This window comes from Algoriphagus yeomjeoni, assembly GCF_003259505.1.
In the GTDB taxonomy this organism is placed as follows: domain Bacteria; phylum Bacteroidota; class Bacteroidia; order Cytophagales; family Cyclobacteriaceae; genus Algoriphagus; species Algoriphagus yeomjeoni.
Genome location: NZ_QLLK01000018.1, coordinates 22,391 through 44,494 on the forward strand (window position 1 = coordinate 22,391; position 22,104 = coordinate 44,494).

General features: G+C 40.1%; 19 protein-coding genes. 14 read left to right on the forward strand and 5 right to left on the reverse strand.

Annotation, left to right across the window (positions count from 1 at the left end):
- The first annotated feature begins 17 nt into the window (after positions 1 to 17).
- Positions 18 to 1,976: a M1 family metallopeptidase gene (locus LV83_RS20160; protein WP_111613370.1), complete on the forward strand. Its 1,959-nt coding sequence runs from the start codon at positions 18 to 20 to the stop codon at positions 1,974 to 1,976.
- 71 nt (positions 1,977 to 2,047) lie between these two features.
- Here LV83_RS20160 and LV83_RS20165 read toward each other — a convergent pair whose 3' ends face one another.
- Together LV83_RS20165 and LV83_RS20170 are read right to left on the reverse strand one after the other, a co-directional pair.
- Complete coding sequence (locus LV83_RS20165) at positions 2,048 to 2,479, reverse strand: VOC family protein (protein ID WP_245947115.1); 432 nt, start codon at positions 2,477 to 2,479, stop codon at positions 2,048 to 2,050.
- Between the two features lie 132 nt (positions 2,480 to 2,611).
- Positions 2,612 to 4,264 (reverse strand): S41 family peptidase, encoded by a 1,653-nt coding sequence (locus tag LV83_RS20170; protein ID WP_111613372.1) that lies wholly within the window; start codon positions 4,262 to 4,264, stop codon positions 2,612 to 2,614.
- Between the two features lie 169 nt (positions 4,265 to 4,433).
- Between LV83_RS20170 and LV83_RS20175 the strand changes: the two genes are divergently transcribed.
- The 11 genes from LV83_RS20175 (at position 4,434) to LV83_RS20230 (ending at position 15,448) form a co-directional block, all read left to right on the forward strand.
- On the forward strand, positions 4,434 to 5,192 hold the full coding sequence (locus tag LV83_RS20175; RefSeq protein WP_111613391.1) for a hemerythrin HHE cation-binding protein: 759 nt from the start codon (positions 4,434 to 4,436) through the stop codon (positions 5,190 to 5,192).
- Positions 5,192 to 5,605: a Holliday junction resolvase RuvX gene (gene ruvX / locus LV83_RS20180; protein WP_111613373.1), complete on the forward strand. Its 414-nt coding sequence runs from the start codon at positions 5,192 to 5,194 to the stop codon at positions 5,603 to 5,605. Before LV83_RS20175 ends, ruvX begins: the two co-directional genes overlap by 1 nt.
- A complete protein-coding gene (def, locus tag LV83_RS20185) occupies positions 5,602 to 6,156 on the forward strand; it encodes a peptide deformylase (protein ID WP_111613374.1) in 555 nt (184 codons plus the stop codon). Before ruvX ends, def begins: the two co-directional genes overlap by 4 nt.
- Positions 6,153 to 6,950, forward strand: coding sequence for an amidohydrolase (locus LV83_RS20190; protein ID WP_111613375.1), 798 nt, complete (start codon positions 6,153 to 6,155; stop codon positions 6,948 to 6,950). Before def ends, LV83_RS20190 begins: the two co-directional genes overlap by 4 nt.
- A 192-nt stretch (positions 6,951 to 7,142) precedes the next feature.
- Complete coding sequence (locus tag LV83_RS20200; RefSeq protein ID WP_111613377.1) at positions 7,143 to 9,374, forward strand: NADP-dependent isocitrate dehydrogenase; 2,232 nt, start codon at positions 7,143 to 7,145, stop codon at positions 9,372 to 9,374.
- 180 nt (positions 9,375 to 9,554) lie between these two features.
- Positions 9,555 to 10,289 carry a LytR/AlgR family response regulator transcription factor gene (locus tag LV83_RS20205; protein WP_158530633.1) on the forward strand — a complete coding sequence of 245 codons (735 nt, stop codon included), beginning with the start codon at positions 9,555 to 9,557 and terminating at the stop codon, positions 10,287 to 10,289.
- Entirely contained in the window at positions 10,276 to 13,272 is a 2,997-nt protein-coding gene (locus LV83_RS20210; RefSeq protein ID WP_111613379.1) for a sensor histidine kinase, read from the forward strand. Before LV83_RS20205 ends, LV83_RS20210 begins: the two co-directional genes overlap by 14 nt.
- A 151-nt stretch (positions 13,273 to 13,423) precedes the next feature.
- A complete protein-coding gene (locus LV83_RS21450) occupies positions 13,424 to 13,600 on the forward strand; it encodes a hypothetical protein (protein WP_158530634.1) in 177 nt (58 codons plus the stop codon).
- A 29-nt stretch (positions 13,601 to 13,629) separates the two neighbouring features.
- Positions 13,630 to 14,160, forward strand: coding sequence for a hypothetical protein (locus tag LV83_RS20215; RefSeq protein ID WP_111613380.1), 531 nt, complete (start codon positions 13,630 to 13,632; stop codon positions 14,158 to 14,160).
- A gap of 6 nt (positions 14,161 to 14,166) precedes the next feature.
- On the forward strand, positions 14,167 to 14,742 hold the full coding sequence (locus tag LV83_RS20220) for a hypothetical protein (RefSeq protein WP_111613381.1): 576 nt from the start codon (positions 14,167 to 14,169) through the stop codon (positions 14,740 to 14,742).
- 277 nt (positions 14,743 to 15,019) lie between these two features.
- A complete protein-coding gene (locus tag LV83_RS20230; protein ID WP_111613383.1) occupies positions 15,020 to 15,448 on the forward strand; it encodes a hypothetical protein in 429 nt (142 codons plus the stop codon).
- A 207-nt stretch (positions 15,449 to 15,655) separates the two neighbouring features.
- Here the strand turns inward: LV83_RS20230 and LV83_RS20235 are convergent, their stop codons facing one another.
- On the reverse strand, positions 15,656 to 16,528 hold the full coding sequence (locus LV83_RS20235; protein ID WP_111613384.1) for a S1 family peptidase: 873 nt from the start codon (positions 16,526 to 16,528) through the stop codon (positions 15,656 to 15,658).
- Between the two features lie 237 nt (positions 16,529 to 16,765).
- On the opposite strand from LV83_RS20235, the gene gap reads away from it, so the two are divergent.
- Together gap and LV83_RS20245 are read left to right on the forward strand one after the other, a co-directional pair.
- Positions 16,766 to 17,770, forward strand: a complete 1,005-nt coding sequence (gene gap, locus LV83_RS20240; protein ID WP_111613385.1) for a type I glyceraldehyde-3-phosphate dehydrogenase — start codon at positions 16,766 to 16,768, stop codon at positions 17,768 to 17,770.
- 112 nt (positions 17,771 to 17,882) lie between these two features.
- Positions 17,883 to 18,503 (forward strand): LON peptidase substrate-binding domain-containing protein, encoded by a 621-nt coding sequence (locus tag LV83_RS20245; protein WP_245947116.1) that lies wholly within the window; start codon positions 17,883 to 17,885, stop codon positions 18,501 to 18,503.
- On the opposite strand, the gene LV83_RS20250 is transcribed toward LV83_RS20245, so the two are convergent.
- Complete coding sequence (locus tag LV83_RS20250) at positions 18,504 to 21,062, reverse strand: M1 family metallopeptidase (protein WP_111613387.1); 2,559 nt, start codon at positions 21,060 to 21,062, stop codon at positions 18,504 to 18,506.
- A gap of 63 nt (positions 21,063 to 21,125) precedes the next feature.
- Positions 21,126 to 21,851 (reverse strand): SH3 domain-containing protein, encoded by a 726-nt coding sequence (locus LV83_RS20255; RefSeq protein ID WP_111613388.1) that lies wholly within the window; start codon positions 21,849 to 21,851, stop codon positions 21,126 to 21,128.
- Positions 21,852 to 22,104 lie beyond the last annotated feature (253 nt).

The window sequence follows — 22,104 nt, forward strand, 5'->3', positions numbered from 1 at the left end:
TTAAAACAACTATATATATGAGTAGGAAAATTTTAATTAAGCTGCTTTTCGGAGGGGCAATGCTCGCAGGAATTAGTGGTTCTTTTGCTCAGGAAGTAAAAGAAAACAATCAAAAAGAGTTTGGTGAATTCATCAATCGTAAGGGTACGTACACGCGTTCTGCTTCCGGAAAACCTAACGTAGGTTACTGGCAAAACAAAGCGGATTATCAAATCGCGGTGACCTTGGATGATTCCTTGCACACTCTTACTGGTAATATCACGCTTACCTACACCAATAATAGCCCGGAGAATCTTGATTTCATCTGGATGCAAATGGAGCAGAATAGGTTTACCGAGGATTCACGAGGTACATTGACTACGCCGATCCAAGGCAACCGCTACAACGGTGATGTAGATGGAGGATATGAGATTGCTAATCTTCAAGCTAAAGTTGGTTCTAAAGGATCTGTTTCTTCTAAACACATTGTTTCGGATACTAGAATGCAGGTTTGGTTCAATGAGCCTATTCCAGCAAAAGGCGGAACGGCTACCGTTTCTATGGATTTTTCTTTTAAAGTTCCAGTAGAAGGAATGGACAGAATGGGAAGACTTGAGGTAGAGGATGGTTGGATTTATGCTTTTGCACAATGGTATCCAAAAGTTGCGGTGTTTGACGACATAGAAGGATGGAATGTCGAGCCTTATTTAGGTGCTGGTGAGTTTTACCTTGAATATGGTAATTTCGATTACAAGGTGACCGTTCCATATGACCACATCGTGGTAGGATCAGGTGAGCTTTTGAATCCTAAAGAAGTATTGAGTAAGGAGCTTCTGGATCGCTACGCAAAAGCTAAAGACAGCGATACTACGGTGATGATGATCACAGCAGCTGAGCTTGGGAATACGGAATTGACTAGACCTAAGCAGAATGGAAATGTCACTTGGCACTTTGCCATTGAAAATAGCCGTGACATTGCTTTTGCGACTTCCAAAGCATTTATTTGGGACGCTGCCAAGATCAATCTACCAAGCGGAAAGAAAATTTTGGCTCAGTCTGTTTACCCAAGAGAATCCAATGGACAGGAAGCTTGGTCAAGATCCACTGAATACAGCAAAGCTTCTATCGAGCATTATTCTGAAAAATGGTTTGAATTTCCTTATGCAACAGCGACTAACGTAGCAGCTGATATAGGAGGGATGGAGTATCCAGGGTTGAATTTCTGTAGCTATAATTCCAAAGGTGAAGGCCTTTGGGGAGTGACGGACCACGAGTTTGGTCACAATTGGTTCCCAATGATCGTAGGAACTAACGAGCGCCGTTATGCTTGGATGGATGAAGGATTCAACACGTTCATCAACCATTACAGTACACAAGCTTTCAATGACGGAGAGTATCCATCAAATTTGAACGAAACTCGTAGATATACAAATTTCTTTACAAGCGAGACCAGAGAAGGGATTGACACATATCCAGATGTAGTGAACATAGGTAACCTAGGGATGCTAGCCTACAACAAACCTGCAATGGGTTTGCTGATGCTTCGCGAATACATTCTTGGTCATGAGCGATTTGATAATGCATTCAAATCTTACATCAAGACTTGGGCGTATAAGCATCCACAGCCAACAGATTTTTTCAATCATATGGAAAATGTAGCTGGTGAAAACCTTTCTTGGTTTTGGCAAGGATGGTTCTACGGCACAGGCAACATTGATTTGGGTGTAAGTGCAGTGGTACCTTATGCAGGTAACTATGTCATAGTATTGGCAAATAAGGGAGATATGCCAATGCCAGTATTATTGGAGATCACCTATGATGATGGCTCAACCGAGCAGAAAATGCTTCCTGTAGAGATTTGGCAGCGTGGAGATACTTGGAATTACTTGCTGAAAACAGATAAAAAAGTAGCGGGTGTAGTTATAGATCCTGCTAAGCTTCTTCCGGATGTGAATCTTGGAAATGATAGCTGGCCTCAGAAACTTTATGACAACTAATAAATCGTCAAAATGATCAGATAAGTAAAAACCCGGATGGAAGTCCGGGTTTTTTTATGAGCTACAACTAATTAATAAGCATCGTTGATTTCTAACCAAAGACCATCAGGGTCCTGAATGTATATCTGGCGAATGCCATCAACTCGAATGGTTACTTTGCCTTTTTCTCCAAGCCAGCTTTCAAAGGGGTAATTTGTGTTTTCTAGTGTTTTAATAAAAGCATCCATATCCTTCATGCTGAAGCAGAGGTGGTTCACTTTAGAGATTTGAGTTGGGACATTTGCAGCTTCAATGATATGAAGAGCAGCTCCACTTCCTATATCATACCAAGCATGGAGGCCATCTTTGAATGGCTCTTCGATTTCCTTCAAGCCTACTATTTTCTGATAAAACTCTTTGCTTTCCTCAAGGTTGCTGACATGGACAGCAATATGGTTGACTTTGATCTGGGCAAAGGTGCTCATGGTTATTGATAATAGTAAGATGGTGAATAAGATTTTCATGGGGATGCGAGTATGGCGTGTTTTAATTCCTAATGTTAGGTGATTTGAAGTTGTTTTGAAAGTAATATAAGGTTAAAAAAAGAAAGCACCCGACTAGTCGGATGCTTTCCACTATAAATCTAGGAATGAGGATTACTCTTCCTCTTCTTCATGAAGATCAGTTGCCATAGCTATTTTCTCCGCCTCATCAAATAACTTGATCGCTTGAAGGTAAACTTCATTGATGTCATTCACCACTTTGTAGAATGCACTATCATCATAAATCTGTCTTCCAACATGTGCTTTCATGAGTATTCTGAGATAGTCTTTTGATTTATTGAAGTCAGCGGCATCAAAGTCAACCTTATTCTTCTTGCCATATTCTACCAAATCATTCAGCATTGCGTCACTAACAGTAAAGTCAGAATAATACTGCTCTATAGTCATGTCTTCGAATTTAGACTTGTTTTCGTTTACGTAGTCAAGTGCAAATTCTCGTGCCGAATCAGAGTTGAAAAGCCTGCTTACATAAGCAGAATTCATTGTAGTATCCAACGGAACGAAATAGTCAGGCATAATGCCTCCGCCTCCATAGACCGTGCGTCCTTTTACCGTTTCATATTTCAAACTGTCATTGAACTTGATACTATCAGAAGAGAAAAATTCCCCATGCTTGTATCGATTCATAAAATCGCTTTCGTAAGCTTCGTAATCAGTTCCGTAAGGTTTCTGAATAGATCTTCCCGATGGAGTATAATATCTAGCGATAGTCAATCTTAGTTCAGCGCCATCAGACAAGTCTATCGGCATTTGTACTAAACCCTTTCCAAAAGATCTTCTACCTACAATCAAACCTCGGTCATTATCCTGAATAGCTCCGGCAAGAATCTCTGAAGCTGATGCAGAACCTTCATTCACAAGTACGATGATTGGTCCTTCTTCGAATAAGCCTGGTTTGAATGCAAAAGCTTTTTGATTGTATTGGTCAACTTTTCCTTCTTGAGAAACGATCAAAGCTTTTCCTCCCAATAGTTCATCAGCCATATTAATCGCAGCTCCCATGTATCCGCCTGGGTTGCCTTGAAGATCAATGACTAATTTTTTCATGCCTTTTACTTTTAGGTCATAAACAGCTTCTTTGAACTCATCATAAGTAGTGGCGGCAAATCGGGTTACTTTTATATAGCCAATTTCATCATTGACCATGTAAGAAGCATTGATGCTGTATTGAGGGATCTTGTCACGAGTGATTCTGTACTCGATCAGCTCCTTCTGGTTTTTTCGCTTCATATCCACCACTACGACGGAACCCTTTGGTCCACGTAGTTTTTCAAAGACGTCTCTATTAGTAACGCCGACACCAGCCATAGTTTCACCGTCTACTCTGATGATTTGATCGCCAGATTGAATACCTAGTGCTTCTGAAGGCCCGCCAGTCAATGGTGCTACTACATAAATTGTATCTCGTATGATTCCAAACTCTACTCCAATGCCATCAAATTCACCATCCAGTTGGGATTGCACGATTGAAGCGTCTTTTGCAGGGATGTAGGAAGTATGTGGATCCAAGTGTTCCAACATCTTATTGATGCCATAATCTATTAATTCATTGGAATTGACACTGTCTACATAGTCTCTGTTGACATATGTCATTATCTCCTGAAGCTTATAAAGTGCAGCCCTTAGATCATTTTGATTTCCTTTTGGCTCAGCAAAAGTTGCCCCGATCCATATTCCAGCTGAGATGGCTAATGCCAAAATTATGGGAAGTCTGATTTGGGATTTAGTGTTTTTTGTCTCGCTCACGGCTTTCTCTTTCAGTTGGTTATATTTCTTTATTGTTACTGTAAATTACCCAATTTCCCCCTCATATCGAAGAGTCTTTTGATAAAGGTTACAAATGTTTATACGAGGGAAGTATATAATGGCTCAATTTATTCCCCTTTTTTCTGTTAAAAAAAATTATTTTTGCACCATGCGATCTGGAGATGATTTTGAAAAGGCACTCATAGGAGACTTAGTTTCTGAAAACTACGTCTTTGCTTCTGTGCTTCATTATTTCGGAATCAGTTTCTATCAATACCCTACCGAGTCCCTTGAGGTAGTCTGTAAAAAACATAAGGTGCATTCAAGTCAGTTAAGCTTAGAGTTGGAATCTTGGGCTCAGCGAAAGGAGCCGTCTACTGAAGAGTTGTATTTGAATCCAATTGAGGTCTTGGTGGCATATTTGAAAAAAAAGCACTATTACTTTGTACGTCAAGAACTGCCATTTCTTTCCAATATCATCTCTGGTATAGTCCCTGAGCCTCATTACGCTTCATTAATGGCGGATCTTAGGATTATGTTTCCGCTCTTTGTAGAGGATTTTATCCACCACATTCATGAGGAGGAAAGTAGACTCTTCAAGAGAATTGAATTACTTCAGGAGATTGAGGAAAACAGGTTCTCTTTGACAGATGCAATTACCGTTTTGGAAAGGGACCCAATTCACATGCTCGCAGATCAGCATGAGATTCACGACGATGAGATGGAAGGGATCCGAAAGTTGACAGCTGATTATTCCTTAGCTCCAGACGCCCCACTCACGATGAAGGTGCTTTATCACGAGTTGCAGAACTTCGAACTGGAACTTAGAATCCATGCAAAAATAGAAGATGAACTTCTCTTTCCTAAAGCTGTGGAGCTGGAAAGGGAAGCACTGCGACAGTTCAGAAAACTAACCGGAAAAAACTGATGCCCAGAATAATCGCGATTGATCTGGGAACCAAACGAACCGGTCTTGCCGTTACAGATACCTTAAAAATGTTGGCCAATCCATTGGATACCATCGAGACTTCCACGCTACTTGAGTATCTGAAAAATTATTTTGGAAAAGAAGAGGTAGACACAATAGTTCTAGGTTTTCCGACTAGGTTGAATGGTCAGCATAATGAAATGACTCCCAAAGTGATTACTATGAAGGATCGGCTTTCAAAGGCTTTTCCCGATAAAAAAATAGAACTCGTCGATGAGCGGTTCACTTCCAAGATGGCCATGCAAAGCATGATTTCCATGGGAAGTAAAAAGAAAGACAGAAAAGAAAAGGCCGGAAACCTGGATAAGGTGAGTGCGGCAATTATTCTACAATCCTATTTAGAGAGACAATGATTTATCCAATAGTTGCTTACGGTAATCCAATTCTGAAGAAAGAAGCGGAGGAGATTACTGAAGGAACCGAGCTCGATGAGCTAATCAAAAGTATGTTTGCGACGATGGACAATGCAAATGGCGTAGGCCTCGCAGCACCTCAAATAAATCAGGGGATCAGCCTATTTGTCATCGATAGTACTCTAATGCTAAACGAGGAAGATGAGGAAGTTGGGATTAGACGTGCGTTTATCAATCCTATAATCCTGGAGGAATATGGTGATGATTATACGTTTGAGGAGGGGTGTTTGAGTATACCGGAAATTCATGCAGAGATCACACGTCCAGAGACACTGACTATAGAGTATTACGATGAAAACTGGAACTTGAAAGAGGAGGAATTCTCAGGAATGACGGCTCGGGTGATTCAGCATGAATTTGACCATTTAGAAGGAATCCTTTTTGTGGATTATTTGAAAGGTCTCAAAAAACGCCTCGTGAAGTCCAAACTCGTCGATGTGAGCAAGGGCAAAATCTCCACTGATTACCGCATGATCTATCCTCTGAAATGATCAAATCTCCCCAACTCAACATAGCACTGATTCAAACGAAACTTTACTGGAAAGATAAAGTTGCGAACCTGGCAATGCTGGAAGAGAAGATTTGGCAAGTAGAAGAGGGGGTGGATTTGATTATCCTGCCGGAAATGTTCCCGACGGGATTTAGTATGGATGCGGCTGAGCTAGCTGAGCCTATGAACCTGACTGTTTGCAAGTGGATGCGTCAGTTGGCTGCGCAAAAGAATGCTACAATCACTGGAAGTGCGATTATCCAAGTAGATGGTAAGTTTTACAATCGCTTACTCTGGGTAAGTCCTGACGGAATGATCCAGCATTACGACAAGCGCCACTTGTTCCGAATGGCAGATGAAGATCAATCTTTTTCTGCTGGAGATAGATTACCGATTTTCGAGTTAAATGGATGGAAGATTTGCCCTCAGGTTTGTTATGATCTGAGATTTCCGATCTGGTCTAGAAATAGAATGATCGATGGGGAGTTGGCATATGATCTCATTTTTTATGTAGCATCATGGCCGGCAGCGAGAGTTTCGGCCTGGGATGCGCTATTGCCAGCAAGAGCTATCGAAAATTTATCCTATTCTATAGGAGTAAATCGAGTAGAAGCAGATGGAAATGGAATCGCATATAACGGACACTCTGCAGTCTATGACTTCAAAGGGAATCAACTGGAGTTTCTTGGAGAAGGAGAGACAATCACTGCGTTTAATTTGGATGCAGAGGCTTTGGATTCTTATCGGGAGAAGTTTCCGGCATGGATGGATTCTGATAATTTTTCGATCAAATAATCCTTATTTCAGACAACCAGTACTTTATGTAAGTGGAATTTGAAACAAGGATATTTTCCGTATTTTAGCCCCAATATTTTAAAACCCTGTATCCTCTTTTTTCCAATCCAACAACCGTTTGAAATGGAGCTGACCTGACGAAGGTCAATTGAAGGTTCAGGGGATAACCTGTCTTTTTGAATTCCTAAAACCATGAGTAACCAAACTCCAAAAATCCTGTATACGCTGACAGATGAAGCTCCGGCTTTGGCCACGTATTCCCTATTACCAATTGTAGAAGCATTCACTAAATCCGCAGGTGTGTCCGTGGAAACGCGTGATATTTCCCTTTCCGGTAGAATTATTTCCAACTTCTCGGAGTTTTTGACTTCTGAGCAACAGCTGCCAGACACCTTGGCTGAGCTAGGTGATATCGCGAAAACACCAGAAGCTAACATAGTAAAGCTTCCAAATATATCAGCTTCCGTACCACAGTTGAAGGCTGCCATTAAAGAACTTCAAGCTCAAGGATATGCACTTCCGGAGTATCCAGAGGAACCTAAAACTGAAGCCGAAAAGACCATCAAAGGCAAATACGATAAAATCAAAGGTTCTGCTGTGAACCCGGTTCTCCGTGAAGGTAACTCCGACCGAAGAGCTCCACAGGCAGTAAAAGCTTATGCGAGAAAGCATCCGCACTCCATGGGCAAATGGTCTGCAGATTCCAAATCACATGTGGATAGCATGACGGAAGGTGATTTTTACGGAAGTGAAAAGTCGCACACCATGGCTGATGCAGCAGTGGTTTCCATTGAACTACATGGCGCAGATGGTAAAAAAGAGATTCTTAAATCTGGATTGAAAATTCAGGCTGGGGAAGTGATCGATGCTTCTACGATGAGCATTTCGGCTTTGACTGCATTTCTTAGAAAAGCAAAAGCTGAAGCAAAGGCCCAAGGTGTGCTTTTCTCCATCCACATGAAGGCTACAATGATGAAGGTATCAGATCCTATCATTTTCGGGCATGCTGTGAAAGTATTTTTCGCTCCGGTGTTTGCAAAGCACGCTGCTACGCTGGAAGAAGCTGGTGTGGATGTGAATAATGGATTTGGCGATTTGCTAGGAAGTATTGAAAAACTTCCTGCAGATAAAAAAGCTGAAATCTTAGCGGATATTGATGCCTGTTATGCTGCTAGTCCAGATTTGGCTATGGTTAATTCGGATAAAGGAATTACCAATCTACACGTACCTAGTGATGTGATTATCGATGCTTCTATGCCAGCGATGATTAGAACTTCCGGTCAGATGTGGAACAAAGCGGGCAAGCTTCAGGATACCAAGGCGATCATTCCAGACAGATCTTATGCTGGTGTTTACGAGGCCACGATCAATTTCTGCAAAGCTCACGGAGCATTTGATCCTTCTACTATGGGATCAGTTCCTAACGTAGGATTGATGGCTCAAAAAGCTGAGGAATATGGTTCGCATGATAAAACTTTTGAGATTCCTTATGCAGGTACGGTGAAAGTATTGGATCAAAACAATCACGAGATTTTCTCCCATGATGTAGAAGCAGGAGATATCTGGAGAATGTGCCAGACGAAAGATGCTCCGATTCAGGATTGGGTGAAACTAGCTGTGACCAGAGCAAGACTTTCTGACACTCCTGCCATCTTCTGGTTGGATCCGAATAGAGCGCATGATGCGCAATTGATCAAAAAAGTAAACAAATACTTACTTGATCACGATCAAACAGGTCTTGAAATCTCGATTCTTTCGCCAGTAGAGGCAACGAATTTCTCTTTGGCTAGAATCAAAGAGGGTTTGGATACCATCTCTGTCACCGGAAATGTATTGAGAGATTATTTGACAGATTTGTTTCCGATTTTGGAATTAGGAACCTCTGCGAAAATGCTTTCTATCGTTCCGTTGATGAATGGTGGAGGCTTATTCGAAACCGGTGCTGGCGGATCTGCACCTAAGCATGTGGAGCAATTTGTAGAAGAAGGCCACTTACGTTGGGATTCCTTGGGTGAATTTCTTGCCTTGGCAGTTTCATTGGAGCATTTGGGACAAACCTTCCATAATGACAAAGCTTTGCTTTTGGCAGAAACTCTTGATCAAGCGACAGGCAAATGGTTGGAAAATGATAAGTCTCCAGCAAGAGTTGTGGGCAAATTGGATAATAGAGGAAGCCACTTCTACATTGCGCTTTACTGGGCTGAAGCCCTTGCTGCGCAAAGCAAAGATGCAGAATTGAAGGCTAAATTCACTCCATTGGCTCAAGCTTTGGAAGTGAAGGAAGCTGACATTGTGAATGAATTGAATGGTTCACAAGGAACGCCTGTAAATATCGGTGGTTATTTCAGACCAGATGCAGCTTTAGCATCTCAAGCGATGAGACCAAGTGCTACGCTGAATGAAATTTTGACGACTTTAGTTTAAGAGAAACTTGAAAATATGGAAAGCCATCTGAGAAATCGGATGGCTTTTTTTTGGTTTATAACTACTATCTATTCACTCTCTTCTACATCACTTAATCGCAAAAACATGACAGTAGTGCATTGTCATGAAACTATTTAGTAATATTTTCAAGCTTAACTTTTTAAAGCCATGTCAAAACCCATGATCAAAACAATTCTTGTTGACGATGAGAAGCATGCACTGGAAACGCTCAAAATGCTTCTAGAGCTACATTTTCCAAATAAGTTTGACTTCATAGCTCTGTGTAATTCGGTAGATCAGGCAGTGTCGGCTATTCAGCAAAATGATCCGGATTTGGTTTTTTTGGATATACAGATGCCCCAGAAAAGTGGCTTCACTCTTCTTGAAATTTTTCCTCACCGGGATTTTGAAGTGGTGTTCACTACAGCGCATAAGGATCACGCGATTCCTGCTTTTAAACATGCAGCTTTTGATTACTTATTAAAGCCAATAGATTCCGTTGAATTGCAAAAGACCATAGTGCGATTTGAAGAGAAAAGAAAGCCGAATGCGATTGAGGAAACATTGGTGAGTATCAAAAATCAAATCAATTCTCACAACATTATTGATCTAAATACGCAGGACACCATAGAATATGTGAATTTAAACGATATTCTCTACCTCAAAGCGGATGGGAATTATACAGAATTTCACTTGGAAGGCGGGAGGAAATTGTTGATTTCAAAGCCAATAGGGCATTTCACCAAGCGTTTTGAAGAAAGCAATCTCTTTGTTCGGCTACATCATTCTTTTTTGGCTAATTCTACCAAATTCCTATGCTATGACAAAAAAGAAGGTTTTATGATTTTAAGAAATGGCGACAAAATATCTGTTTCAGTCCGAAAGAGCTCTACTTTAACTAATGGGTTTTATTAAGATACTCTTCCTGTTTTTTTTAACGGCTTTAGTTTTTTCTTTTTCTGTAGAAGCCCAGCAAATACCCTCGTTTAACTTCACTACAGCGGATGGTTTGCCTAATAATTCCATTCGATCGCTTTTGATAGATTCAAGAGGGATTCTTTGGATAGGCACCGAAAATGGTGTCTCAAAACTTGAAAATGGAGTTTTTCAAAATTTCTATGAATCTGATGGGTTGGGATTTAATAGTTGCTGGGCGATAGCTGAAGATAAAAAAGGGAATGTTTGGTTTGGAAGTTATGGCGGAGGGATTTCTGTTTTTGACGGTCAAAAATTCCATGTATTTACCACCGCTGATGGATTAGCCGATAATAGAATCCGGCATTTTTATCCCTACCAAAATAAGATGCTGATAGGGACAGAAGATGGGGTAAGTATCGCTGATTTGGAAACATTCGAAATCAGTTCTATTCTTTCGAGCATAGAGAAAAGTGAGCTAAACTATACCGCTGGTTTTTTCGAAGTTGACGATCGCCTGTTCTATTCTACCTATCGAAGTGGGAGCTACGAGATTGTTTGGGAAAATGAAGTTCCCCAAACCATAAAAATCAACGATTGGCTGCCCATATATTCTGTTTCTGTTGAAAATGACAGCTTGCTCTTGGCGGATAAAGGATCGGTGAAAAAAATAAGTTCTGTTGATTTTATTTTAGGAAAAGCTCCTTCCCATAGCTTTGGGCAATCCATCTTCTGGAAAAGTGTAGAAGGTCTCAAAGGAGAGAAATACCTACTGGCAGCAAGTACATTTTCTAAAGACGGAGGCGTTTTTCTATTAAAAGATGGGCAGATGGCCCCTCAAAATGAATGGTTTGGAGTGACATCGAATTTCATTCTTTCGGGTGCTTTGGATCAAAAGCGGGAGTTGCTATACCTGGGTTCGCATGATAAAGGGTTGTTTCAGATCCGGTTAGATGAGGTAATTTTCTATGAGGAATTGGACGGAGCTGAAGTCAAGGGAATTGCCGGTGAAGAGTCGAATCTAGGAATATTGAGTAACCAAGGCTTGGAGATCAGAGATTCTTTAGAAGGGACAAATCAGGTAGAATTGGGTGATTTTAAGAAAGTTCAAGCAGCTTATTTTCGGGATTTTCCTTCGAAAATACCGAAGCATATGGATGGCTTTTTTGAGTTAGACCCTTCGATTTCGGCTAAGGATATAGAGTTTTATGAGCTTCATTTCGAAGGAAATTCTTTTTGGACAAATACCAATATTGGTATTTTTCAGCTGGATTTGAAGGGTGTATTTTTGGCATACCTGCCAGTTCATGCGTTTTCAATTGGTTTTACCCCTGACGGAAAACTCTTGGAAACCAACCCTTATGCTGGCGTACGGATCTATTCCGACCCAAAAAACTTTGTGTTCACTTATTTTGAGCCTACCGATTCATCGACGCCTTTACAGATTTCCAAAGTGGTGAAAGGAAAAACACGTAACTACTTGGCATCGGTGTTTCATGGCTTGTATCACTGGGATGGAGAGAATTTTTTCTCATATAAAAATGAAGGAATATGGGATGAGTCCAAGTTCAAAACACTTCATTACCTGAAAGACGGGGTTTTATTGGCGGGGACGGAGTTTGGAGATTTGTATCAAGTCAAAATCAAACCCAATTTCGAAATTCTCAAGAAGTGGCCAAAGGAGGAGCTGGAAGGAGAATCCATTTTATTTATTGAGAGCTATCAGGAGACTATTTTGGTTGTGGCTGAGCTTGGATTACACATTTTGAAAGACGGTGAAAATAGGTTTTGGTCTGAAGGAAATAAGAGTTTTAAGCGGGTATTTAAAAGTGCGGCGAAAATTGCTGATCAGCTCTACCTAGGCTTGGACAAAGGGTTTTATATAATTAACCTTCCCAAATTGCTTGCTCAAGAATATCCTCCGTTGGGGTTGGTGGTGACAGAACTGAAGGTGAATAATAAACCTGTGAATGCTGACAACTTCAACTGGTTTGCTTATCAAGGGGAAAAGCTGTTGCTGACATCTAAGGAGAATTCTTTGTCCATCCGCTTTAAGCCGACGGGGAAGCTCAATGAAGCAAAATTGCGATATCATTATAGAATAAAGCCTGATGCTGAGTGGACGGCATTTAGTGAGGAGCCTCTGGTAGAACTGCCTTATTTACCTTCCGGGAATTATCAGTTGGAAGTAGAAGTGTTGGACTATTTTTCAGGAAAACTGACACAGATTTCCTTGCTGGAGTTTTCTATAGCGAAGCCCTTTTATCTTAGGGCCTGGTTTATCATTTCGATGATCTGTTTACTTGCAGCTATGGTTTTTGTGCTGTATCGAACCAGGCTAAACCGAATCCGAAGTCAATCACAACTCAAGCAACGACTGACGGAGATCAAGCTGGAGGCCCTGCAATCCCAGATGAATCCGCATTTTACATTCAACGCCATTAATAGTATACAATATTTCATCTTGAAAAATGATACTACGCAGGCACTTGCTTTTCTGGGTAAGTTTAGCAAGCTGATCAGAATCACGCTGGAGCAAAGTAGCAAATCTCAAGTTTCGCTAGAAGAAGAGATCAGCTACCTGAGTCAATATATAGAAGTGGAAAACTCACGCATGGATCATCGGATGAAATGGGAGATCAACGGTGATGCTTTGGAACGTCAAAAAGAGATTATGATTCCTCCTATGCTGATTCAGCCCTTGGTGGAGAATGTCTTTGTTCATGCATTTCCTGCAGAGCATCCCAATCCAGAACTAATGATCAGTTACGAAATCATCTCGTCGACGCAGCTCCGATGCATTGTCCAAGATAATGGGGTAGGCATGCACCAAGAATCCCAAAACAGACACGATTCCAAAGGCTTAAAAATGATCCGGGAGAAACTGAGTTTGCTTCCAGGGTATAGGGAGAATAGCTTTGAAATTCGCTCGGATGCCAGAGGCTATACGGTGCGGGTGGTTATTTTTTATGGGGAAAATTGACGGTTATGTATGGGGATGGGGCGTTTGTGAATTGGTGGGGGAATTAGGGCTTTTGTTTTTATAAATTCAATAAAAAAACAAAAGCTATGGAGATAATTACTGATTGTTTGAATTGCGAAAGTGAATCTTTCAATAACCGAGTTTACTATGAATGTTCAACATTGATTCATTGGTGATGGCTAAAGGTGACTATTCTTCAAAGTGGGGCGGTTCAAGAAATGGCTATGAAAAAGGAAAAAAAGATGCTAATGATAGTATGATAAATAAGGTCATTGACATCATTGGTAAAATAGCTGATGCATTTTTTGAGGCTAGGAAAAAAAGATAGATCCAATTTGAGATATAAATTTATTTAAAATGAGCTGGGGTACAAAAGAACAAAAAGGCGAGTTAGCATTACTTGGTTTAGAGTCAGGATTAAGTCTATTAAACTCTATGTTTGAGGAGAGTAAAAAGTTTAAAAAAGAAGCAAAGGAGGATCCGAAATTAATTGATGATACTGAGCTTTTGAGAATACTTGATATTAATGAAGAATATACTACTCGAGTAAACAATTTATTATATGACACTGAGTTAGGATGTAAGTTTAAAAGGACTGAAGAGATTTTTTTAATGATAATTGAGGTGATTATGTTGGATTTGGAATATGATTATGAAGAAGTTATTAAAAATTTCACGAATAGTTTTGATAATGAAGCATTCATTGAGGCTCATGATCAGGCTATGAAATTGAGGACAGAGAGATTAAAAAATGAATATGATGCAAATCTTATTCAATATAATGTTGATTATGAGGCGTATTTAGAAAATAAAAAGAACACAGGCTTTTTTAAATCTATTTTTGGAGAGTCTTTGGTTGAGCCAAGCAAGCCCATTTTAAGAAGCTAATCAGTTATGAAACATTTGATTTTTGGCATTTTAACAATTTTTATAGTGAAAGGTCTTGTTTATTTTAATATCCTGCATGAAAGTGATTTGAATAGACCATTTAAAATTGACTTAAATATAACAGGACTCAATTTGGATGTTTTTAATGAGGAAAAGATATATTTTGAAATTATTGATGGCAAAACTAGGGTTGGGGATAAATTTTTTAATGACTATGATTTAGTTGATGTTAATGGAAAAACTTATGTTGTAGATACGGGTTTGGAAAAGGCTCAACTTCATGAATATACTGTTGCTAAGCGCATAGAAAGAAACTTTCATCTATTGAATTCTCAGAAGTTGTTCTCTTGGTTTTCTTACTTAGTTATACTAGCTATAATAGTATATGTGCTTTTTGCTGTAATTCCTAATGAAGGTATATTATTAGGTGTTTTTCTTATATTTATTTTTGTGCTTGCCTATTTGATACCAATATTTTTTGTCATAGGATATTTAGGCTGGTCAGGATGGGTGGGGTTGCTTATTTTAATACTTTACATTCTGATAGATATATTAGTGTTATCATTTTTAGTTGGAGAATAAAATTAAGGATTTGATCTTAAAAATATTTTATGCCCACCTACCTCTGTCAACAATGCGGAACAAAATTCACCTCTATTCCCAACCTTACCAGCTCGCCTTGTTTCCGGCATCCGCTTGGATCGAATAAAGGGAAGCATAAGCTATTTGAAGGAGGAGAGAAGGCTACGTATGACTGCAAGTACTGCGGGACAAGTAATAATAATTTAGCAAATCTTATTGCCGCGCCATGCTTTCGCCATCCAGATGGTGCTAATAAAGGGAAACATTCTCCAGCTTTATGATAGAAGAACTTAGACCATACCATCGCGGTGAGATCAACCGTGCCTTTGAGCGTGTGAAAGCCTTGCTTCATTACGATGCTGTGAAGCGTGGTAATGGAATAGCTTTTTACATAGATACTTACACAGGAGAAGAACTCAGAGGTGGTGATGCCTATGACTACGATCATATTTTTCCTTCCGAAATGATCCATAGCCGATACAAAAATAAGTTGTCTGATTTACAAATCGCCGAGCTCGTCAATATTCCAGAAAATATCGCGGTGACGCTTAGAAGTATTAATCAATCCAAAGGGAAGAAAGATCCTGAATTTTGGATTCTGGACTCTAGAATTATGATTGGTACCTCTATAAAATTAGCTCGGGTTAAGTCAGCAATAGCAAAGGCGAAAGCAGCGATTGAGGTGAAAGCTTCTGAGTTCGGTTGATGATGATTAAGACGATTATCCACTAAAAGACGACACTTAAGAATTGTTAGCGTTTCTAAAGTTGACGTTTTCTAAACTTGCTACTCAATGGGAATAGCAATTCTCACGGTGTTAAGTAACTTTTATAAAATCGGACTTATTTCTAGGGGTGGAAATCTGTCCGATTTTTTTTAAACCCGAAATCAAGCACCCCAAAGCCGAAATCGACTACTCTTCCTCAAAACTCACCCCATTCGCACGCATAAATTCCTTGATCACTGACACGTGAATACATTCTCCTAAATGGATAAAGGCATAGTCATTCACTTTTTTAGCTTTGCCATGAGCGATTATTGCTTTTTCTTCAATATCAAAACCTAGGTGCAAATGCTTGGTTCTACTTTGCATGCCACAAACTTTGCCGCTGGCATCAAAAAGAGGCCCACCGCTTTGTCCTCTCAGTCCAGGCGTGCTCATTTCCATTCCATAGACTTTGCCGTTTTTGTCTCCCAAGAAGCGGGTAAGCATGCCTTCGATTGGAAATCGAGGAGAACGCATTGCTCCAGTACTAGTCCACTCTAGAGATTGTTTTTGCGTATTTAGCTGGTAATTTGAAAATTCTGGAAAAGGGAATCCTAGCCTACAAAGCATGGCTCCCGGATTAATATCAACATGATCTTTTTTGAATTTGGGGACGCTGGTGAAAAGTGTCTTCTCAAAACCTTCGAATTTGATCAAGGCCAAATCATATTCCGGATGAATAAAGAACTTCATGTTTTTAATCTGATCTACACAATCCACAAATGTTACACGCATCTCTGAGGTAGCGTCGGACTTTAAGCCAAGCTTTTTGGCTAGCGCAGAACGCTGACCTCCTCCGAGATCTCTGCCTTGCTGTAAGAAGGTGTTGTATTTTTGATTGATTTGATCCGCTTGAGAAAGCCACTGAGCTACATGTTTGCAAGTCAGTGCATATCCTTCTTGATTGACAAAGAATAGGGTAGCGGCACCTCTTTCGATTTGTGTGCTTCCAAAATTTCTGGATATAGAATGTATAGCTCGAGTGTAGCCGGCAGTTTCGAGAATTGCTTTTTCGAACATTAAAAATTGCTTAAGTCAGCCTTCAAATTAGGCAAAAGCATCGTAATTATGATTTTTTCAGAATTTTAAGAAACTATTTTTCTTCGAAATCGATTGAATTCACGTGGCTTCGAAGATAGTTTGGGCTAGCCAAATAAATGTAATAACTTAGCCACCCCACAGGGATTTTTAGCCAAAAGAGGCATACCCTTAAAAGGGAATTTTAGGAATCAAACCTATACTCAAAATCAAAATAATATGAGCAAGATTAAAGTTGGAATCAACGGATTCGGAAGAATCGGACGTTTGGCGTTCAGAGTTGCACAAGAAAGAGAAGATATCCAAGTAGTAGCGATCAACGATTTGATCGACGTAGACTACATGGCTTATATGCTTAAGTATGACTCTACTCACGGTAACTTCAAAGGTACTGTAGAGGTGAAAGACGGCGCATTGGTAGTGAATGGAAATAGCATTCGTGTTACTTCTGAAAAAAGCCCGGCAAACCTTAAGTGGGGTGAAGTAGGAGCTGATTATGTAATCGAGTCAACTGGTATTTTCTTGACCAAAGAAACTGCTCAAGGTCACATCGATGCTGGTGCAAAGAAAGTAGTAATGTCTGCTCCATCTAAAGATGATACCCCGATGTTTGTAATGGGTGTTAACGAAGATTCTTACACTTCTGACATGGTTTTCGTGTCTAACGCTTCTTGTACTACCAACTGTTTGGCACCAATCGCCAAGGTATTGAATGACAACTGGGGAATCGAGGAAGGCTTGATGACTACAGTCCACGCGACTACTGCAACTCAGAAAACTGTTGACGGACCTTCTGCGAAGGACTGGAGAGGTGGACGTGGAGCTGGTCAAAACATCATCCCTTCATCTACTGGAGCTGCGAAAGCGGTAGGTAAAGTAATTCCTGAGCTTAACGGTAAATTGACAGGTATGGCATTCAGAGTTCCTACTCCAGATGTATCTGTTGTCGATTTGACAGTAAGATTGAAAAAGCCAGCTACTTACGCTGAAGTTTGTGCTAAAATGAAAGAGGTATCTGAGACTACTATGAAAGGTGTTCTTGGATACACTGAAGACGATGTGGTTTCTAACGATTTCCTTGGAGATGCTAGAACTTCCATCTTCGATGCAGGTGCTGGTATCCAGCTTTCTGACACGTTCTTGAAAGTAGTTTCCTGGTACGATAACGAGTGGGGTTATTCTAACAAAGTAATCGACTTGGTAAGCTTCATTGCTAGCAAATAAGGAGAAGTAATTCTCAAAATATACACGAAAGCCGATCTTAGGATCGGCTTTTTTCGTTAATAGTGTAAACAAAAATAAAGACTAAGCCTGTTGTATAATAAAAAGCATGCCCATGATTCTTCCTTTTTTCCCACTGAAATTAGTCGTTTTTCCAGGAGAAGAACTTAACCTCCACATATTTGAGCCTCGATACAAGGAGTTAATCAAAGATGTTGAGGAGGGAGGTCTGACATTCGGAGTTTGCACCTTTATAGATCAACTTTCTGGATATGGTACAGAGGTCAAATTAAGTGATATTCACACCAGATACGATGATGGTAGAATGGACATCAAAACCGTTGGTCAACGAGTTTTCAAAATAGCCACCTTTGATAATCCTTCGCCCGGCAAGGAATATGCTGCAGGTGTTATAGAATGGCTGGATGATGATCTGAGAGTTCCGGATTTCTTACATCATAAATATATTTTTTACCTGAGGGAAATGCTCCATTTGCTGCGTTATGATGTGAGCTTCAACCCAGCTGATGTTGATTCATTTTCTTTTTCCCATAAAATAGGGCTTAAGCTCGAAGAGGAATTAGAGCTAATCAAACTTCCTTCTGAGGAAAAAAGAACTGAATTTCTCATCAAACATCTCAAAAGAATCATTCCTGCATTACAAGCGGCGGAGCAAGCCAAAGAGAAAATCAAACAGAACGGACATTTTAAGCACCTTGACCCTTTAGATTTCTAATCAGTGACGGATGGCTTGGACTCGCATCAAATCGTCCGTTGCTTGTAGGATTTTGTTTTTTAGGATAGGGTTGTAGTCTGTGTTGGATTTCAGGAAGCCTGAGACGATTTTAGCAGCTTCTGGCGATGAGTATTGCCCTGCGGTGGCAGAAATCCATCTTTTAGGAAAGAAGATGTCTCCGGTCTTTTGAATGTCTTCTAAAAGCGCTAGAGCAAGTGGAAGATGTTTTATAGCACTCGCTTGACGTAAAGGATGGTGAATATATCCACAAGCGGATAAAACCCAAGATTCCTTTTCGCGATTAGTTGGCTCTCTAAATGATTCGAATAGGGAATCTCGATCAGTCTCATTTTGGGAGAGAGCTGGAAAAAGAAAGTCAAACCGATCAAGTTTGTCAGGATTGCTGATTCTGGTTCTTTCTTCAAGAAGTATTTCGTCTGCTTTTGGGTGACCATAAAGTGCTAGAGTCATAGCTAGACTGGTGAAATTATCCGGGTTAAGTTTCAGGTCTTTGATCTCAATTTCTTTTTTCCAGACAGTATAAAGTCGGTCATAACCGGTTTGAGAATAAGCAATTCCGCTGTATAAAGAGAAGATTGTTTTCTTCAAATTAGTTGGAAGGTCCTTTTGCAATTGGTCCCAAAGTTGATTTTCCAAAGCGGGTAAAACCTGCTTCCGTTGCTCTTGGGTGAGGTAATTCCAGAAAATGTTATTGAGTTCTCCAGAAATCAATCGTGCAAGAATTTCATTTTGCTCTGCTATAATTCCTTTTTGGAACGTTTCAAAAGCTAAAATGGGCTGAATATTTCCTGAAAGCGTGTTTTCATACAGGTTGATGTAAGATTGACCTCGCATCACTTCGTCAGATAGCAAATGGATATTCGCTAAAGAAACTTGGTCTAAAGGAAAAACGCCATATCCAAGACCGTTGCTGTTGTAAAGAATAGCTGATGGATTCTGTTTTCCAATTGCTTCTTTGAGATCCAGAGTTTTATCCTTCATCGCTACTGAAAACGTTTTACTTTCATCTTCATAGAAAAACGTAATATCAAAAAGCTGGGGCCAAACTTTATCTGAACCATCTTCTGCGTTTTGTGTAATTACAAAAGAACTGATTGTTCCATCATTTGCGAGCTCGATTTTGTCGGATAGAATTGGTCTTCCCGATTGATTTACCCATACTTCGCTCCATTGTTGAAGATCGATTGGTGTATTTTCATCTAAAATCCTGACAAGGGCATTCCAGTCTGCATTTCCGTTTGCGTAAGTCTTGATGTATTTCCGGATGCCTTTCTGAAATGCTTCTTTTCCCATGGCAGTTTCAAGCTGCCTCATCATGATAGGAGCTTTGTCGTATATGATGCTTCCATAAAGGGAGCCTGCGTCCTTCAGATTGGCTAATTTCTGTCGAATAGGGTTAGTTCCTTTCGTACGGTCTTCTCCATAGGCAGAAGGGTAGTGATTGGTAAGGAAAGATAGCTCGTGGTTTATTTCTGGATAAGTTGGATTGACGAGCTTGCCAGCCATAAAGTTTGCGAAGACCTCCTTCATCCACACATCCTCAAACCAATTCATAGTCACCAAATCTCCAAACCACATATGAGCGGTTTCATGGCCTATAAGTTTTGCCCTGCTCAGTAATTCTGAATCAGTGGCATTTTCATCCAAGAAAAGGGAGGATTCCCGGTATTGAATAGCTCCCACATGTTCCATTCCTCCGTATTGGAAAATAGGAATAGTGGCAAAATCCAGTTTTTGAAAAGGGAAAGGGTAAGCTGTGTACTCCTCCAAAAATTCTTTAGCCTTTTGATGTAAAATGAAAAGCTCGGTGATTGAAGCTTCAATTTTTTCAGGATTAGTCTCCCTGTAAAGCATGGTTTGTGGAAAGTCAGAAGCTGATTTGGCTTCTTCAAATTCGCCTGCCACAAAAGAAAACAAATAGGTGCTCATCAAATCTGACTTGGCGAAACGATGGGTGGCAAACTCACCATTTTCCTCAGAAGCTATTTCTGGTGCCCCTGCCAAGACTTTCCAGTCTTTTGGTGCGGTGATAGTCAAAGAATAGTTTGCCTTCAAATTTGGCTGATCAAAACAAGGGAAAAGCGTACTAGCTCGGTCTGGGACAAGTAAGGTGTAAAGGAAGCTCTCGTTTCGGTTGAGCGAAAGCTCACCTGCGATGAATTCAATTTCAATGGAATTAGGTCCTTTTACCAGCAATTCCTTCGCTATTACCAAATGCTGGTCTCTATGATCAATCTTAGTGTCCTTTCCATTAACATTGAGAGAAAGCAGATGAGATGCTTCCTCATGAAAATCTAAAATCAATGGATGGGATAGATCAGATATTTCTACTTCCAGCAGCAAATGGGAATTTATTTGCTCTGATTTTTCAGCTGGAATTTCAAAAGACAAGTTGTAGTGAATATCCGATACTTGCTGCCTTCTATATTGGGCCAATTCAGAAGATATTCCGGAGTCATAGAAATGTGCATCTGAAACAGGTTTTTCACAGGATGCGAATAGCAAAGCGATTCCACAAAGCAGCAAGATGTTTTTCATGTCTCAACAATCAGCATATTTTGGAGGAATCGCAAGATGAATTCCACTTAGGAAACATTATTGTCACATCCGTGTCACGTCTGATTTTTTGATGTAGGCACTTTTATCCTTCCAATCTACCTCATACCAGATGTCTTTGCTTGATTTGATATGCACCCGATGTCCTGGTTCTACCATGTCTATCAGATCTCCTCCAGCAGATGGTTTGCTGACAATAAAAGTAGGGCTGCTGGTGATTAACCCAGTACGGGGGCTATTAAGGAAGTTATTTGCAAAGAAAATCAGAACGATAAGCAGTATGGTTGGCCAGAAAGTTTGCGTCTTCTCGGATTTACGACCCGTTATCCAGGATGTGACAATGGAAAGTAAAAGAAAAATCGCTAAAGCTCCCACGATGTATTCTTGGTACTCGGTGAGAAATATTAAAAAGCGTTGTCCGTCGCTCACTTCATATCCCACTAAGGAACTTTGTCCGGTAAGACTTTTGATTTTAGTAATGGCCTGTGGATTGGGTTCAAGGTCATAATATTTACTCAGATAAAGCGTCGCTCTTTCGTTGTCTCCAATTCCTTCTGAAATAAAGGCCATTTTAAGCAGCATTGCCGGCGAATAAACCCCGGATTGGTAGTTAGAATCATAGATTTCCATGGCTTCCTTATAGCTTCTAACATTAAACAAAGAATCTGCTTTATTTAGACCGATTACATCTGCTTGACAATGAATACTTTGTAGAGATATCGATAAAAATATCAAAAGTTTTGTGAGAAAGATTGATTTCACGTTTGGCATTTAAAATTTGTCCCCTTATTTTTGCAGTCCAATTACGGCAATGATCTGGCAAAAAGCAAGGCCAGGAAGTCAATTTGAAAGGTTTTAAGCCATGATTTAGTGGTTAAATTTTCTGAAATTTTCAGAGCAATATGATTCTTATCTCATCCCGATAGCTATCGGGAGGGTTCTGGGTTTGAGTCAAAGAGAAAGAAAATACCAAGTGGATAACGATCTACTAAAAACAATATGATTCCGTAGCTCAGCTGGTAGA